The sequence below is a fragment of the Planococcus halocryophilus genome (genome assembly GCF_001687585.2).
GTDB lineage: Bacteria > Bacillota > Bacilli > Bacillales_A > Planococcaceae > Planococcus > Planococcus halocryophilus.
The window spans coordinates 2,696,373-2,711,029 of the sequence record NZ_CP016537.2; the positions used below are offsets into that span (position 1 = coordinate 2,696,373).

The 14,657-nt window shown below is 40.7% G+C and carries 9 protein-coding genes; 2 read left to right on the forward strand and 7 right to left on the reverse strand.

What is annotated here, in order from left to right; genetic code table 11:
• Positions 1-33: 33 nt before the first annotated feature.
• The 3 genes from BBI08_RS13355 to BBI08_RS13365 form a co-directional block, all read right to left on the reverse strand.
• The gene (locus BBI08_RS13355; RefSeq protein ID WP_065528211.1) at positions 34-1,593 is read right to left on the reverse strand and encodes a putative polysaccharide biosynthesis protein; all 1,560 of its coding nucleotides are present in this window, start codon (positions 1,591-1,593) and stop codon (positions 34-36) included.
• Positions 1,590-2,327 (reverse strand): WecB/TagA/CpsF family glycosyltransferase, encoded by a 738-nt coding sequence (locus tag BBI08_RS13360; RefSeq protein WP_008496938.1) that lies wholly within the window; start codon positions 2,325-2,327, stop codon positions 1,590-1,592. The genes BBI08_RS13355 and BBI08_RS13360 overlap by 4 nt, the downstream gene beginning before the upstream one ends.
• Before the next feature lie 118 nt (positions 2,328-2,445).
• Positions 2,446-4,413 (reverse strand): S-layer homology domain-containing protein, encoded by a 1,968-nt coding sequence (locus tag BBI08_RS13365; RefSeq protein ID WP_008496937.1) that lies wholly within the window; start codon positions 4,411-4,413, stop codon positions 2,446-2,448.
• Between the two features lie 418 nt (positions 4,414-4,831).
• Between BBI08_RS13365 and BBI08_RS13370 the strand changes: the two genes are divergently transcribed.
• Together BBI08_RS13370 and BBI08_RS13375 are read left to right on the forward strand one after the other, a co-directional pair.
• A complete protein-coding gene (locus tag BBI08_RS13370) occupies positions 4,832-6,226 on the forward strand; it encodes an N-acetylmuramoyl-L-alanine amidase (protein WP_008496936.1) in 1,395 nt (464 codons plus the stop codon).
• A 76-nt stretch (positions 6,227-6,302) separates the two neighbouring features.
• Positions 6,303-7,952, forward strand: coding sequence for a S8 family peptidase (locus BBI08_RS13375; RefSeq protein ID WP_008496935.1), 1,650 nt, complete (start codon positions 6,303-6,305; stop codon positions 7,950-7,952).
• Between the two features lie 844 nt (positions 7,953-8,796).
• On the opposite strand, the gene BBI08_RS13380 is transcribed toward BBI08_RS13375, so the two are convergent.
• From BBI08_RS13380 to BBI08_RS13395, 4 genes are all read right to left on the reverse strand, one after another.
• Positions 8,797-9,813 (reverse strand): C40 family peptidase, encoded by a 1,017-nt coding sequence (locus tag BBI08_RS13380; RefSeq protein WP_040850568.1) that lies wholly within the window; start codon positions 9,811-9,813, stop codon positions 8,797-8,799.
• A gap of 292 nt (positions 9,814-10,105) precedes the next feature.
• Complete coding sequence (locus BBI08_RS13385; protein WP_008496933.1) at positions 10,106-11,524, reverse strand: alanine/glycine:cation symporter family protein; 1,419 nt, start codon at positions 11,522-11,524, stop codon at positions 10,106-10,108.
• 183 nt (positions 11,525-11,707) lie between these two features.
• Positions 11,708-12,799: an amidohydrolase gene (locus BBI08_RS13390; protein WP_008496931.1), complete on the reverse strand. Its 1,092-nt coding sequence runs from the start codon at positions 12,797-12,799 to the stop codon at positions 11,708-11,710.
• A 180-nt stretch (positions 12,800-12,979) separates the two neighbouring features.
• The gene (locus BBI08_RS13395) at positions 12,980-13,936 is read right to left on the reverse strand and encodes a nuclease-related domain-containing protein (protein WP_008496930.1); all 957 of its coding nucleotides are present in this window, start codon (positions 13,934-13,936) and stop codon (positions 12,980-12,982) included.
• Positions 13,937-14,657: the final 721 nt, after the last annotated feature.

Below are 14,657 nucleotides of genomic sequence, written 5' to 3' on the forward strand. Positions count from 1 at the left end.
TAACTTTTCTTGGATTGGCCTGAATGGCAGGCGCTATTTCTTGGTGATGAATTTGTTGATGACAGGAATGCGTTGCAATACGCTTTGGTCTATCGCTCTAGTTATTAGCAACAAACTAAAGTAAATCAGCCCGCCAATTGCGACTGCTGCTCCCACATACAATAAAGCTGCCAGTCTGGACAACTCTTCAAAATCCAATAGTAAACTTGGCAGCCAAATAGCTGCCCCCATGACAAGTGAAGCAAAAACGATGGTACCGGTCTTTTTTGGAAAAAAACTAAATCCGGTATATTTCCGGATAGCAACGGCGTTAAGTAAGAATAAGATTAAGTAAATAGCTGCGGTCGAAATTGCAGCACCTTCTAATCCGTATAAATTGACTAAAGTGACATTTAAAACCAATTTGATCCCTACACCTACAATAATAATCCAAGCAGCAAGACGCGCTTTATCAATACCTTGTAAAACGCCAGTTCCGAGTACGGTTAACGACGTAAACAACGAACTAAACGACACAATCGCGAGCACGGTACTGCCTTGTAAATCTGTGAACAAGCCTAAATTTATCGGCAAAGTCAAGACGACGAGGCCAACTGTAGCTGGCACGGATAATAAATATGTCAGGAAAAATGTATTGTCGATCAGCTTTGCCGCGCCGATTTTGTCATTTTGCGTTAATTTTGCGGAAATCGATGGAATGAGCGGCAAAATAACAGAACTTGCAAAAACCGTGACGATTTGAACAAGCGCTAAGCCTCTTCCATATATTCCGTAAAGCGAATTGATGTCTTCGGTTGCTTCACCGTGCATTTTCAATGCTGTTGGAATGGTCACGGAATCGATTAAATTCAGCAAAGCCATAGTAATAGCACCAATTGCGATGGGAATCGAGATTTTTAAAATCATTTTAAATGTTGAACGGAAATGGGCTAGTTTATAAGGTAAGCTTTTCGCTACTTTAACAGATGAACGATTGTACAAAATGCGCAAGTAGATTAATGAACCAAGCGCACCAATAATTGAACCAATCATAATGCCGCCTGCTACTTGCTCATCGCTGTAAAGACGCTCTACCATAAAAATGGCAACAAGAAGGATCAAGCCAACACGGATAAATTGTTCAATCACTTGCGACACTGCAGTTGGCGTCATATTTTGATGTCCTTGGAAATAACCTCTATACACTGCCATATAAGGGGCAACGAGCAATGTACACGACACGACGATTAACGAAAGTCGCGTCGTTTGGCCTCCTAAAACCGATGCAATTTGATGAGAAAACCCGTAAAGAATAACGAAACTGGTTATGCCAAAGAGTAATGCCAAAATACCGGAAGTGAAAAAGATGTTTTTGACTTGTTGCTCGTCATTCGTCGCACGCGCTTCTGAAATCAGTTTGGAAATGGCGATGGGAATCCCAGCGACCGACAAAGTCAAAGCGACCATATAGACCGGATAAACCAATGTGAAAATGCCAAGCACTTCATCTCCCGCGATATTTTGAAGCGGAATACGAAACAAACTGCCGAGTATTTTTGATAACAACGCTGCAATTGATAGGATTAACGTACTTTTGACTAATGTGTTTTTCATCCTTTACGTAAAGCCTTTCGTCCAATCACGGTCGCTGCAAATTTTGGTAAAACGAGCATACGCTTCCACCTAGACGGTTGTTTAACAAGACGATAAAACCATTCAAGGTTCATTTTTTGCCACATTTCGGGTGCGCGTTTGACCGAACCGGAAAAGACGTCAAAACTTCCGCCAATGCCGATAAAGACACCTTTATCAAATTGATCGATATTGGCCCCAATCCATTGTTCTTGTCTCGGGAATCCGAGTGCTACAAAAACAAAGTCGGGTGCTGCGTTTTTAATTTGCTGCGGTAATTGATGATCGTTCCAATCGAAAAAGCCGTTGTGACTGCCGGCAACTTTGATACCGGGATAGTCTTGTTTCGCTTTCTTAACGGTAGCTTGCAACACTTCTTCAGCGGCTCCTAGAAAAAAGACGCTCGAGTGGTTTTTGTTTGCCGCTTCAAGCAAATCCAGCATGACGTCATATCCACTCACACGTTCTGGCAACGGTTCGCCAATAATTGCGGCCGCTTTGACGATGCCAATACCATCCGCTGTAATGTATGTAGCTTTTGCTAATATTTGTTTATAAGTCTCGTCTTTTAAAGAATGCATGACGATTTCAGGATTGGCTGTCACCACAAACGTTTTTTCTTGCTTTGCGACATGCGTTTCCAATGTTGCGATAAAGTCTTTCTGGGTTGTGTTAATAAACGGCACTCCCAATATATGAACGAATTTTGAAATCATTGTTAATCTCCTCTTCAGGGCAAAATATCTTAGGCTAGTATAACATAAAGAAGAACCCTGTGTTCAAGCTAAAATGGCTTGAACACAGGGTTCTTCTATTAAGATTTTGTAAATTATATTACTGTACAACGGGCATCATCTTGATGTAATTGCCATGAACATAAGCTTTTGTATAAGCTTTGTCTTCTGAAGCTACTTCATACCACAATGAACCTGAAGCTGCTGTCGTTTCCGTGTGGATTACGACTGGAACTTCTGAAGTTTTCAGTGTATAAAGTGAAGCAAATGATGTACTTGGATCTTTTCTGAAATTTAACGGGCTCGTTGTTGTGTAACCTAACTTGTGTTGGTTTACATCTTTGCTTCCAAGAAACTGATCCGTACGGAACATATGCCCCGCAATTTTCTCTCCCCAGAATGCATCTGATGCATAACGAACGTTCATGCCGATGCCTTTGTTTCCAAGAATCGATCCGTTGTAATAGCTACCTGTTGGTGATTGATACCCTTTGTTAATACGTATTGCTGCGTCTTCGATTGACTCTCTAAATGAAAGGTAGGCATACGCACGGTTATAAGCATCGCCGTCCACTGCTCCATAACCGAAGAGATTAAACTTGTCTTGTGCAATTTTACTAGTCCCCCACTGACTTTCATGAATTGCATGGGACAGTAGATAAAGCGCATTAATTTTATGCGTTGCTTCCATTTCCTTAAAGAATTTCCCAGCACCGACAAGTGGACTTACTGTCCATTTTTTACCGTTAACTGTTTGGTTGTAATAAGGGAATTTATCCTGCAAGTATTTGTCTAATTCCTCGGCCGTGTAGTTGGTTTCAGTATGCAGTGGTAGCATATTGAAGTATTGATAGCTTTCCGCTACTTTCGCGCCAGACGCATTTGTAAACGTTGCTCCGTCCCAGCTGTAGTATTTCATGCCGCTGACAAATTCTTTTGGTGCTTTGCCTACTATGCCTGTCGAAGCATAGCTTCCAGTCGAATGGTTAAAAATTTTGTGGACTAAGCTGCTACCATACACTTCATAATACGATTGTCCTTTTTGCATTTGTTGCGGAATGACGCGAACTACTTTTGAACTGACATATCCAACTTTGCCAGCTAATTCTACTTTGACCGTTGTCGCTGTAGAATCGATAAATTTCATTTCAGTATTTGCAGGTACATAAGGACGGAAAGTGCTCGTGCTCGGCTTCAAGCTATCCGTTGGGTAAACTTCCGTAAATGCGTTAGTTGTTACAATTCCTTGTTTCATCCAAAGAATTTGGTTACTGCGTTCGACTGCCTGAACTTTCGTGTTATTTTGAACATATTCTTTTGCCTGAGCGAATGTGTCGAAATGCTTCACGACAGTCGTCTTATCTGCTGCAACTGCTGATGCTTGAAATTCCAGGTTTTGAGGCGGGAATACTTCATCTCTTGCTCTGAGCATGACTACTGCCACCATCCATCTTTTTGAGCTGTCTTTTGGTCTGAAGCTATTATCCTTGTTGCCTGTGACGATTCCCAGATGGGAAAGAATGCGAACATGGTCTTTATGTTCATTTCTGATTGTCGAAGTATCCGTAAAGCCTAAAGCCTGTGTTTCTGAAACATTAATGACAATACCTTTAGCTGTCAACGCACGTGAAACCATGGTCGACATCTGTTCACGGTTGATCAGCTCATCGGGCTTGAATGTGTTGTCCGGATAACCTTTAATGATTCCAGCATCCACAGCCGCGGCTATTGGATTGTAATACCATTTTTCAGGCAACACATCTTTGAAGTTTAAAGTGGCTGCAGTTGCCGCCGCAGTAAATACTGCATTTTCAATAGAAGCACTTTCTGCTGCTGTCCCGAGTTCAAATGATTGAACAACCATTTTGGCGAACTCGGCGCGTGTCACTTCTTTATTCGGCCGGATGGTTCCATCATTATATCCTTCAATGATCCCCAGCTCCATCAATTCTCTTATTTCATCTTCGTATGCATGACCTGTTAAATCATCTGCTGCTTTTGCCGTTTCTTCTGTAAAAACCGATAAAGCCAACAATACGGCTAAAAAGCCTAGTAATAGTTTTTTCATGTTCTTGTATTCCCTCCTATTTAGTAATAAAAGCAATATTCACCAATTTATAAAGATTTTTGTATAAAACCTCATAAACTTATTAATAAGATAAACTATTTTCAATGGGCATACTATACTTCTTATTATCTATATTTACCATTTTTAAGTGGTTAAATAATTACTAGACAATTCCGAGTGTACCATTAATGCTCCTGTATTAGTAAAGACATTTTTTTATTATTTTATTTTATTTATGTATCTATATAGTTTCCATATCATTTAAATAGGTACAAAGTACCGGTTAAAATTTCACGGAACAAAAATAATCTTTTTAAACCATACTTTATTCTTATTTATTAAAAAAACCCATTAATTTGAATAAATATCTGCTATTATCACTATCAGATAGAAATTAATAGGAGGAAATGACAATTTTATGAAAAACGTATTCTCGAAAATTGCCCTGTTTCTTGTTGCTGCTGTTTTTGTGATTTCAAGTTTTGGTGTACAACCTGTTTCTGCTGCAAGTAATCCTTTTAAGGATGTTTCATGGTCTGATGAAGAGATTTTGTATTTATGGAACAAAGGGTTGATAAATGGTGTTGATAAAAATTCGTTTGGACCATCGGAGTCAGTAACGCGTGAGCAAGCTGCTACTTTGATCGGTCGTGCATTAGGCTTGAACGGCTCATTGCGTAAAACATCGTTCCCTGATGTCGATCCAAAACGCTATAGTTCAGGTTATATTCAAACAGCTTACGAAAAAGGTATTATTACAGGAAATTCAGATGGCACTTTCCGTCCACAAGAAACAATGACTCGTGGAGAAATGGCTTACTTACTAAGCCGTGCATTTAAATACTCAAATACTGGCAATGTTTTCTTTTCAGATATTAATGTAGATACAAGCTCAAATAGCCTGTACACAGCAGTTAGTAAAATCGCTACTGCCGGCGTTTCAAACGGTACTGGTACCGGTACATACTCACCGAGCAAAAAATTAATTCGTGAAGAGTTCGCTATTTTCTTAGCTCGCGCATTAAATTCAAGCTACCGAGTAACTTATCAAAATGTCACAATCGATAACTTACGTGTAACAGTAAACAGCTTAAACATCCGTACTGGACCAAGCACAGGCTACTACGCGCTTGGCAAACTAAATTCGGGTGACGCGTTCGCAGTTTATGGTTACAAAGGCGCATGGGCATACGGGAAAAGCGGCAGCTACACTGGCTACGTTCACTCTGATTATTTAGCAGAAGCTGTACCAGCAACGGCTAGTAGCCGCTATATCACACTTGATCCTGGCCACGGCGGTCACGACGGTGGTGCAACAGCAAATGGTTTACGCGAAAAAGACATTAACCTTGACGTTGCAAAACGTGTCGAAGCAAAATTAAAAGCTAAAGGCATTAAAGTTTATATGACAAGATCAACTGATGTATTCCATTCATTGAGTGCTCGTGTTGATAAAGGCGTAGCTAGTGGATCAGATACATTCCTAAGCATTCACACCAATTCAGCAGGAGCTCATGGCGCAAGCGGTTCTGAAACTTACTATTCCGCTTCAGTTGGAAGCGATAGCAAGGAATTAGCAACTTTCGTTCAAAACAGACTTTACGTAGCAATGAACCATCCAAACCGCGGCGTTAAAAACTACGGTTTCCAAGTTATTCGCACAAACCCGCTTCCAGCAGCTTTAGTAGAATTAGGATTTATTACGAATGATTATGATGCTGCTAAATTAGCATCTGGCACTTATAAAGATCGTGCTGCTGCAGCGATTGCTGCAGGAATCGAAGATTATTACAACTGGAAAGCAAAAAATTAATTTTTAAAACGGACTTAAAAGTCCGTTTTTTTGTTGTATACTACAGGAAAGTATTATCTTTCCAGGAGGGATTCTATTGAAAAAATTATCAGTTTTAGCAATCTCTGTGCTCCTTGTCAGTGGATGGGCCAGTAGCAATGCCTCCGCCGAAGCCAATGAAGCTTCAGATCGCGTGATTATTTCATTTAAAGAAGACATCGACTATGACTTGCTCAAAGAAATGGGCGCAGAAATTCACGAGGAGTTTGATGCCATCTCTGCCGTTTCTGTCACATTGCCAAACGAGCAATTGGTTCAAACCGCAAGTAAAGATTCTTCTATTGAATACATAGAAGAGAATTCAATCGTTACCGCAGCAGCACAAACAACTACTTGGGGTTACCGAACAATTAAAGCGAATACCGCAACTAGTCTTGGTTATACGGGTAAAGGTGTGAAAATCGCCATTATCGATTCAGGGATTAACTCCAAGCACCCGGACTTGAAAGTCGCAGGCGGCGTTTCCAAAGTTGAAAATTCAAGTGCTTTTACAGACGGGAACGGACATGGTACGCACGTCGCTGGAGTGATCGGCGCACAAAACAATTCCATCGGCACAGTTGGTGTTGCACCGGATTCGTTGATTTACTCCGTTAAAGTTTTGTCGGCTAATGGTGTCGGCACTTTAGAAGGTGTTGTTGCCGGAATCCAATGGGCTATCAATCAGAAAGTCGACATTATCAATATGAGTTTGACGACGATTAACGATGACAAAGCTTTACGGGATATTACACAAAAAGCATACGAAGCTGGCATTGTGGTCATTGCCGCTTCTGGAAACGAACGAGAAAAAGGATTGTATAATGATGTTCTTTACCCAGCACGCTTTTCTTCTGTTATCGCGGTTGGATCGGTTTCCAAACTCAACAAACTGTCTTATTTCTCGAATTACGGCGCTTCACAAGAACTAGTGGCACCTGGAGAAGGCATTTTAAGTAGTTTTACTGATTCTAAAACACCATCTAACGAAGATTACGCTATTTCGGAAGGAACATCTGTCGCTTCTCCATTTGTTGCTGGTACATTTGCGCAATATATGGAAGCATATCCCCATCTTTCTAATATCCAATTGCGCGAGACCGTTAAACGAGCTGCAGTCGACCTTGGCGTAAAAGGTCGCGACAATACGTATGGCAACGGACTGGTACAATCTCTCCAAACTAAAGCTGCATTATTCCCAGATTTGAAAAATGACGTGTGGTACACGTTACCGATTCAACAGAACTTTGATCGCGGCATTATTACAGGACTCCCTGACGGCACATACCGTCCTGATGCGACCATCACACGTGCCGAAGCTATTACTATGATTGGCCGTGCATTAAAGTTGAATAAAGCCAATACCAATTACCATTTTAGCGACGTCCCAAAAGACTCTTTTGCAGCTGGCTATATCAATAGCGCATATGAGTTAGGCTATATTACTGGGGTTAACGCACGCGAATTCCGACCAAACGATCCAATCAAACGTGGCGACATGGCAATGATCATGCAATCTGCGTTTAAACTTGCCGGCACTCAACAAGCTGACTTTACAGATGTTCCAAAAGCTATGTATTATTACGATGCGATTCAAGCTGCTTATGCAACTAAGGTCGTTAAAGGTTACGCGGACAACACATTCCGCCCGAAAAACCCAATCACCCGCGCAGAAAGCGCTGAAGTAATTAACAATGCCTTTAAATAGTGGAGAAATTGAAGCCCAACCGGTTTTTGCCGGTTGGGCTTTTTTGTGGAGTGATGTAGGGGTGATGGGGCGTGGCTTTTTTTAACCCGGGTGTTCGCTCCGCTTACACGCGTATTTTTATTTTTTACATGAACTTTTGAGGCTTTTACATGAATTTTTCGCTTCTTTACATGAACTTTTATGAATCCGAGCTTCTTACACGAACTTTTTGCCTCTTTACATGAACTTTCGGCGCTCTTACGTTAACTTTTCGCTCTCTTACATGAATCTCCACGTCTCCGAGCTTCTTACATGAACTTATCGCTTCTTTACATGAACTTTCGGCGCTCTTACGTTAACTTTTCGCTCTCTTACATGAATCTCCACGTTCCCAAACTTCTTACATGAACTTATCGCTTCTTTACATGAACTTTTGGCGCTCTTACGTTAACTTTTCGCTCTCTTACATGAATCTCCACGTTCCCAAGTTTCTTACATGAACTTATCGCTTCTTTACATGAACTTTTGGTCTTCTTACATGAACTGTCAGCGTTCTTACCTTAACTTTTCACACCTTTACACGACTTCCCCCACTCTCCACTTTTCTACACGAACTTCCAAAAACCTCACCTCGACTTTTCACTCTTCTACACTACTTTTACACCCTCTTACCTACTTACTGCAAAGTTACCTACAAAACATCTCTTCGCACCTCCTACACAGGTTTTTTAGCGTTTTATCCATACGCTAACAATAACTACCTAAAATTATTATATATTTACAATATTCCACACAAATATCCCCACAACAAAAAAACTGCAAGTCCGCTCGATCAATTCGAGGGGACTTGCAGTTTTGATTGCATTTATTTATTTGTGATGGCTCTGTGAACAAATGCTGTATATTCTGCCCGCTTGGCATTAGCGTTTGGTTTGAACGAACCGTCGCTGTGGCCAGTTGCTAAGCTATGTGCAGCGATTGTGTTGATTGAATTTTCAGCCCAGTGGCCTTTAATATCTGTAAATGATGTTGATGGTGTTGATGCTGATAAAGCAAATGCTTTTGTTAGCACTTTGCTAATTTCTGCACGCGTGATGTTTTCGTTTGGTGCAAAGTAGCCTGGTGAACGTCCGTTAACGATTCCTGCTTTCATGACAGCGTTAATGTTGCCAGCTGCCCAGTGTGATGCGGGTACGTCTTTAAATGCAGAACTTTTAACCGGAGCTAGTTTTAATGCACGCGCAATGATTGTCGCCGCTTCTGCTCTTGATACATTATCATTTGGCTTGAAGATGCCATCACCTTTACCTGTAATGATTCCTGACACACTTAAATCTTTAATTTCTTTTGCTGCCCAATATCCAGAAGATACATCGTAGTATTGTCCAACTGAAAGAGATGGTTTCGATACGGTAGTTGTTTCGTTTTTAACTTCACTAAGACGACGTGCGCCTGTGTATTTTGGTCCCCAATATGGGTTTGTGTTTAAGTTCGCAATTGTGATTCCTTTGCTTGTAGCGGAAATAAAATCTCCATTCCCTACATAAATTCCAGCGTGTGAAATTCCAGGTTTATATGTATTTGAAAAGAAAACCATATCGCCTTCTTTTAAATTACTTTTACTGACTGCTGTTCCGTTGCTGTACTGCTCAACAGAAGTACGTGGAATTGAAATATCAAATTCGTTGAAAACATATCGTAAATATCCAGAACAATCAAAGCCTGAAGGAGTTGTTCCTCCAAATTTATAAGGTGTTCCTAAAAATTTCTTAGCGTATGTAGTTAATTCGTTTGGTGTAGCTGCACTGGCCTGTGTCGTGTTGAATGGGCTAACAGATATTAATAAAATAGCAATTATCATGAGTATTAGTCGTTTCTTCACTTGGCACCTCTTTAGTTAAATTTCGGGATGGTGATCAGGCATCAACCGTTTAATTACTTATTTAATATATTTTTGATTGTAACAGTAAAAACACGAAATCAAGGTTACATTTATGTTACAAATGTGTAACAAAGCATATTTTTATGTTTAATTTTAGGAAAAAAAGGGGATACTATGCTTAAAATTCTGACAAATAGCCTCTTCATTTACTAGCTTTATTTAGCGGAAATTACACGTATTACAACACAAAAAAACCTTTTTGCGCACGCGCAAAAAGGTTTTTTTGACTTTATTATTTGTGGCGAGTTTCGCCTTCGCCCCAGCATTCAGTGTTTTTCAAACCGGGGATATTTTTGGCAAAGAACTCTGGGTTTTTCCCAGCTTTGCGCTGGCTTGTGTAATCTTCCAGTACTTTAAAGGCAGTTTTACCAAGTAACGCAATAACGACTAAGTTGAGAACTGCCATAAAGCCCATAAATAAATCGGCCATGTTCCAAACCAATTGAACTTGAGCAAGTGCCCCAAACATAACCATCGCTAGAACTCCAAAGCGATATGCTGTCAACCAAGCACTATGAGCGTTAATAAATTCGATATTCGTTTCACCGTAATAATAGTTACCGATGATCGAACTAAAAGCAAAGAACAAAATAGCAATTGCTAGGAAGTACGGCGCCCAGCTACCCAGATGAACATTCAACGAATCTTGTGTTAGCAAGATTCCGATTTGTTCACTCGTCGAGTACAGACCTGCCAAGATGATAATAAAAGCAGTTGCCGAACAAATCACGATTGTATCAAAGAAAACGCCTAAACTTTGTACAAGACCTTGCTTCGCAGGATGCGAAACGTTAGCAGATGCAGCGGCATTAGGTACAGAACCCATACCTGCTTCGTTCGAGAACAAACCTCGACGAACACCTTGCATAATCGCTGCACCAATACCACCGCCGATTGCTTCTTCTAAACCGAATGCACTTTTCACAATAAGCGTGAATACGGCTGGAATTTCAGTAATATTCATGACGATGATATATAACGCTACAATGATGTAAATCGTTGCCATAACTGGCACTACAATTTGAGTAACTCTGGCAATCCGTTTAACACCACCAAAAATAACGATTGCCGTTAATAACACAAGTCCTAGACCAATCGTCCAATCTGGAATATTAAAGACTTCTTCAAATGATTGAGCAATTGTGTTTGATTGAACTGAGTTGAAGATAAACCCAAATGCCAATGTCAAAAGAATGGCAAAAACGATTCCGAGTTTGCGGTTGCCGAGTGCTTTTTCCATATAATAAGCTGGGCCACCGCGGAATTGTTCACCGTCTCGGATTTTGTAAACTTGTGCTAATGTACTTTCAACAAAAGCAGTAGCCATCCCAATAATCGCGACCATCCACATCCAGAAAACCGCTCCGGGTCCTCCGATCGCAATTGCTAAAGCAACACCTGTGATATTCCCTGTTCCAACACGAGACGCTGTTGAAATCGTGAATGCTTGGAAAGCGGAAATCCCGCTATCTCCATCCTTTTTTTCTGTGATGACACGGAACATTTCACCAAATAGGCGAATCTGAACGAATTTAGTGCGAACAGTAAAGTAAAGGCCAAGGCCCATAAGAAGTGCAATTAGTATGTATGTCCAGAGCAACGTATTGGCATTATCGACGAACCATGTGATTCCATTTAAAAAAGTATCCATTTACTTTCTCTCCCTTTCAATTAACTCGTAATCAATACCCTTATTTAAAGGGGTAAAAACGTTCTTTTCCAACACATATAAAAATGAGACCCTCTTGTTAAAGAGGGTCTCGGATGTCGGCTCTATTATTTTATCATGTATTTTTCTTACTTAAGAATTTTTAGTATATTAAGTTATTTTTGTTTACGTCGATTTTATTGTATTCGCTAACACTCGTGCACCTATATCAAGTGCCTTGTGGTTAAAACTCATGTTTGGATGATGCAGTCCTGGCGTTAAATCTGCCCCAATGCCAATCATTGCCGCATGCAATTGCGGTTTTTTGATCGTATAAAAATGAAAATCATCGGCGCCCGTCGTATGAACTGGCGGAGCAGTTGCCGCGTCTCCAAGTGTATCTCGAATCGCTGCATCCGCAATTTGCATCGCTGTTTCTGATACTTCAGCGGCAGGTGTGTAATCCGTCCACTCGAACGTGATTTCAACATCATGTAGTTTTGCAATAATCGCTAATCCTTCACCAATTTTTTGCTGAAGTTCTATCATCAAGTCGTTCGACTGCGAGCGAACATCCATTGCAAAGTTGGCACTCCCCGGAATGATGTTCAAGCTATCTCCGCCCGTTTGAATGTGCGTCAACTTTGCCGAATACGATTCAAATGGAGAAAAATAAATTGATTTTATGAATTGATGGATGGCCGCAATCACGTCGATGGCGTTTTTCCCTTGATGCGGGCGCGCACCGTGTGCATCGACTCCCGTAATTTTCCCTCTCAAGAAAATTCCAGATCCGTGATGTAAGGCTGGTGTCACTTGGCCAAACGGCAATTCTTCGATAGGACGCAGGTGGACACCATATAAATGCGACACTTCATCAATTGCCCCGCGCTCAATCATCGACAATGATCCGTTCCCCAACTCTTCTGCCGGTTGGAAAATAAAACGCACACGTTTCGTTAGTGTTTCATTTTTTAAATATAGCAACGCCCCAAGCACCATCGACATATTGGCATCGTGGCCGCAAGAGTGATTGGCTTGCAATTTGCCATCGACTTCTTGCCAAAGAGCATCAATATCCGCGCGCACCGCAACCACTTCCGTACCCTCACCAATCTCAGCAATCAACCCTGTCACATCTGGAAACGTGTGATGCTTCACGCCTAGCTCCGTCATGATCGCTGCTAGTTTTTTTGTCGTTCCAACTTCTTTCCAGCTCACTTCTGGATGTGTATGAAAATGGTTAAAATACTCAAGTATTTGCTGCTCGATGTTCATATGATGGTCTCCTTTGGTTTGATGAATATGCTTTTATAGTTTGATTGTACATGAGTGGGGTGAAGAATTAAATGGGGTTGGGTGTGGGTGGTTATGTTGGCTTACCTGGGTGTTCACTCTTTTTACTAGTTAACTTCTCGTTTATACAGTAGATATTTCGAGTTCTACGAGAAACTAGTTTTATTTGTGAAGTGGTTGATAAATATACTTCCGGTGTTTGCGTCCACCTACTGGCTGGCAGTTGTTGTTGAGAAGAAATCGTTTAGCGATGTCTAAATTTTTAAGTCCGATAAAATCGCGGCATTCCGCTGTATTTATAGTAGATTTTATTAGCATAAACCATTCTTGTAGTGTTTCGGTGTGAGCGTTTTTGCTGATAAGCCTGCACGTTTCGCATTCCCAAGTGACTTTGGTTCTCGTCATTTCCCCGAAATGACAGCGTGGACAAAAGACACCCTTTTCGATTTCGGATTGTTCAATTTGAAATTTTGGAGCGAGTGGAAAAGGTTGATAGCTTTGATGTGCTGCGAGGAATGAGTGGCCAAGCTGGTAGAGTTGTTCTATAGAAAGGATTGGCTTTGGCAAGTTTAAATTCGAAAGATAAAAGTTGAGTTCGCCGACCGCTAAAATCCGGGCGTTTTGAGGCGCATTTTCGACGATTTGCGAAGGGTGAGCGATGACAATAATGCTAGAAATCGGCAAATTGCATCCAAGTGTTTTCATGAATTTTCCCATGCGCATCGCCGTTTCGTTCATTTGCGTGATAGGGCTTTTATAGCTCTTAATTTCTCCATCGGCCAAAATTGAATGGAGCGCACTCGGATTTTGTTTAAATTGCAGCTTCCCTGTAATGTTTTTGACTTCAAGCAAAATTACACAACTTTGCGTAATCAAAACGGTATCGACTTGAATTTTGTAAGGTGCGGGCAATGAAAAATCTTGGATGAGTTGATACGCATAAGGCGGATCGAAATAATCGAGCGCTTCGTCCAAACGCTCTTCCCCACCAAAACCTGCTCTGGCATTGTTGAGGGTATTTTTGATGGTAGCGCGCTTTGGGTGAGTGGGTGAAATCCTTTTTAATAACGCTTCGTAGCCCATTATTTTTGCTGGTTTTTCTCGGTATTTAATAATCATAAACTCCCTCCTTTTTTATTAGTTTAGCAGGGTTTTTAGCGATTTGCCATTTATATCCAAATATGATTTTTGATATAGCTATGCGGGGCAAATCTCAGATTTGGAGAGAGTGTGTGAGTATTGCTATATGAAGTTTCTATTAAAAGCACTCTCATCCAAACCCCTTAAAACCGATATACCCAACCCCAAAAGACGCTTTTCGCGAGCGAAAAGCCACAAAGCATAAGTGATTTTCTTTTTATACGAAGTTTTTGTTTTCTTACATGAACTTTCGAGCTCTTTACCTGAACTTTTAACACTCTTACATGAATTTTTCGCTTCTTTACATGAATCCAGCATCTTTACAGCCACTTTCCCTCTTCTTACATGAACTTTCGAGCTCTTTACATGAACTTTTCACTTCTTTACATGAATCGCACTTCTTACAGCAATTTTTCCTCCTCTTACATGAACTTTCGAGCTCTTTACCTGAACTTTTCACTTCTTTACATGAATCGCACTTCTTACAGCAATTTTTCCTCTTCTTACATGAACTTTCGAGCTCTTTACCTGAACTTTTTCCGCTCTTACCTGAACTTTTCGCTTCTTTACATGAATCGCACTTCTTACAGCAACTTTTCCTCTTCTTACATGAACTTTCGAGCTCTTTACCTGAACTTTTCACACTCTTACATGAATTTTTCGCTTCTTTATCTGAATCGCAATTCCCTACAAAAAAAAA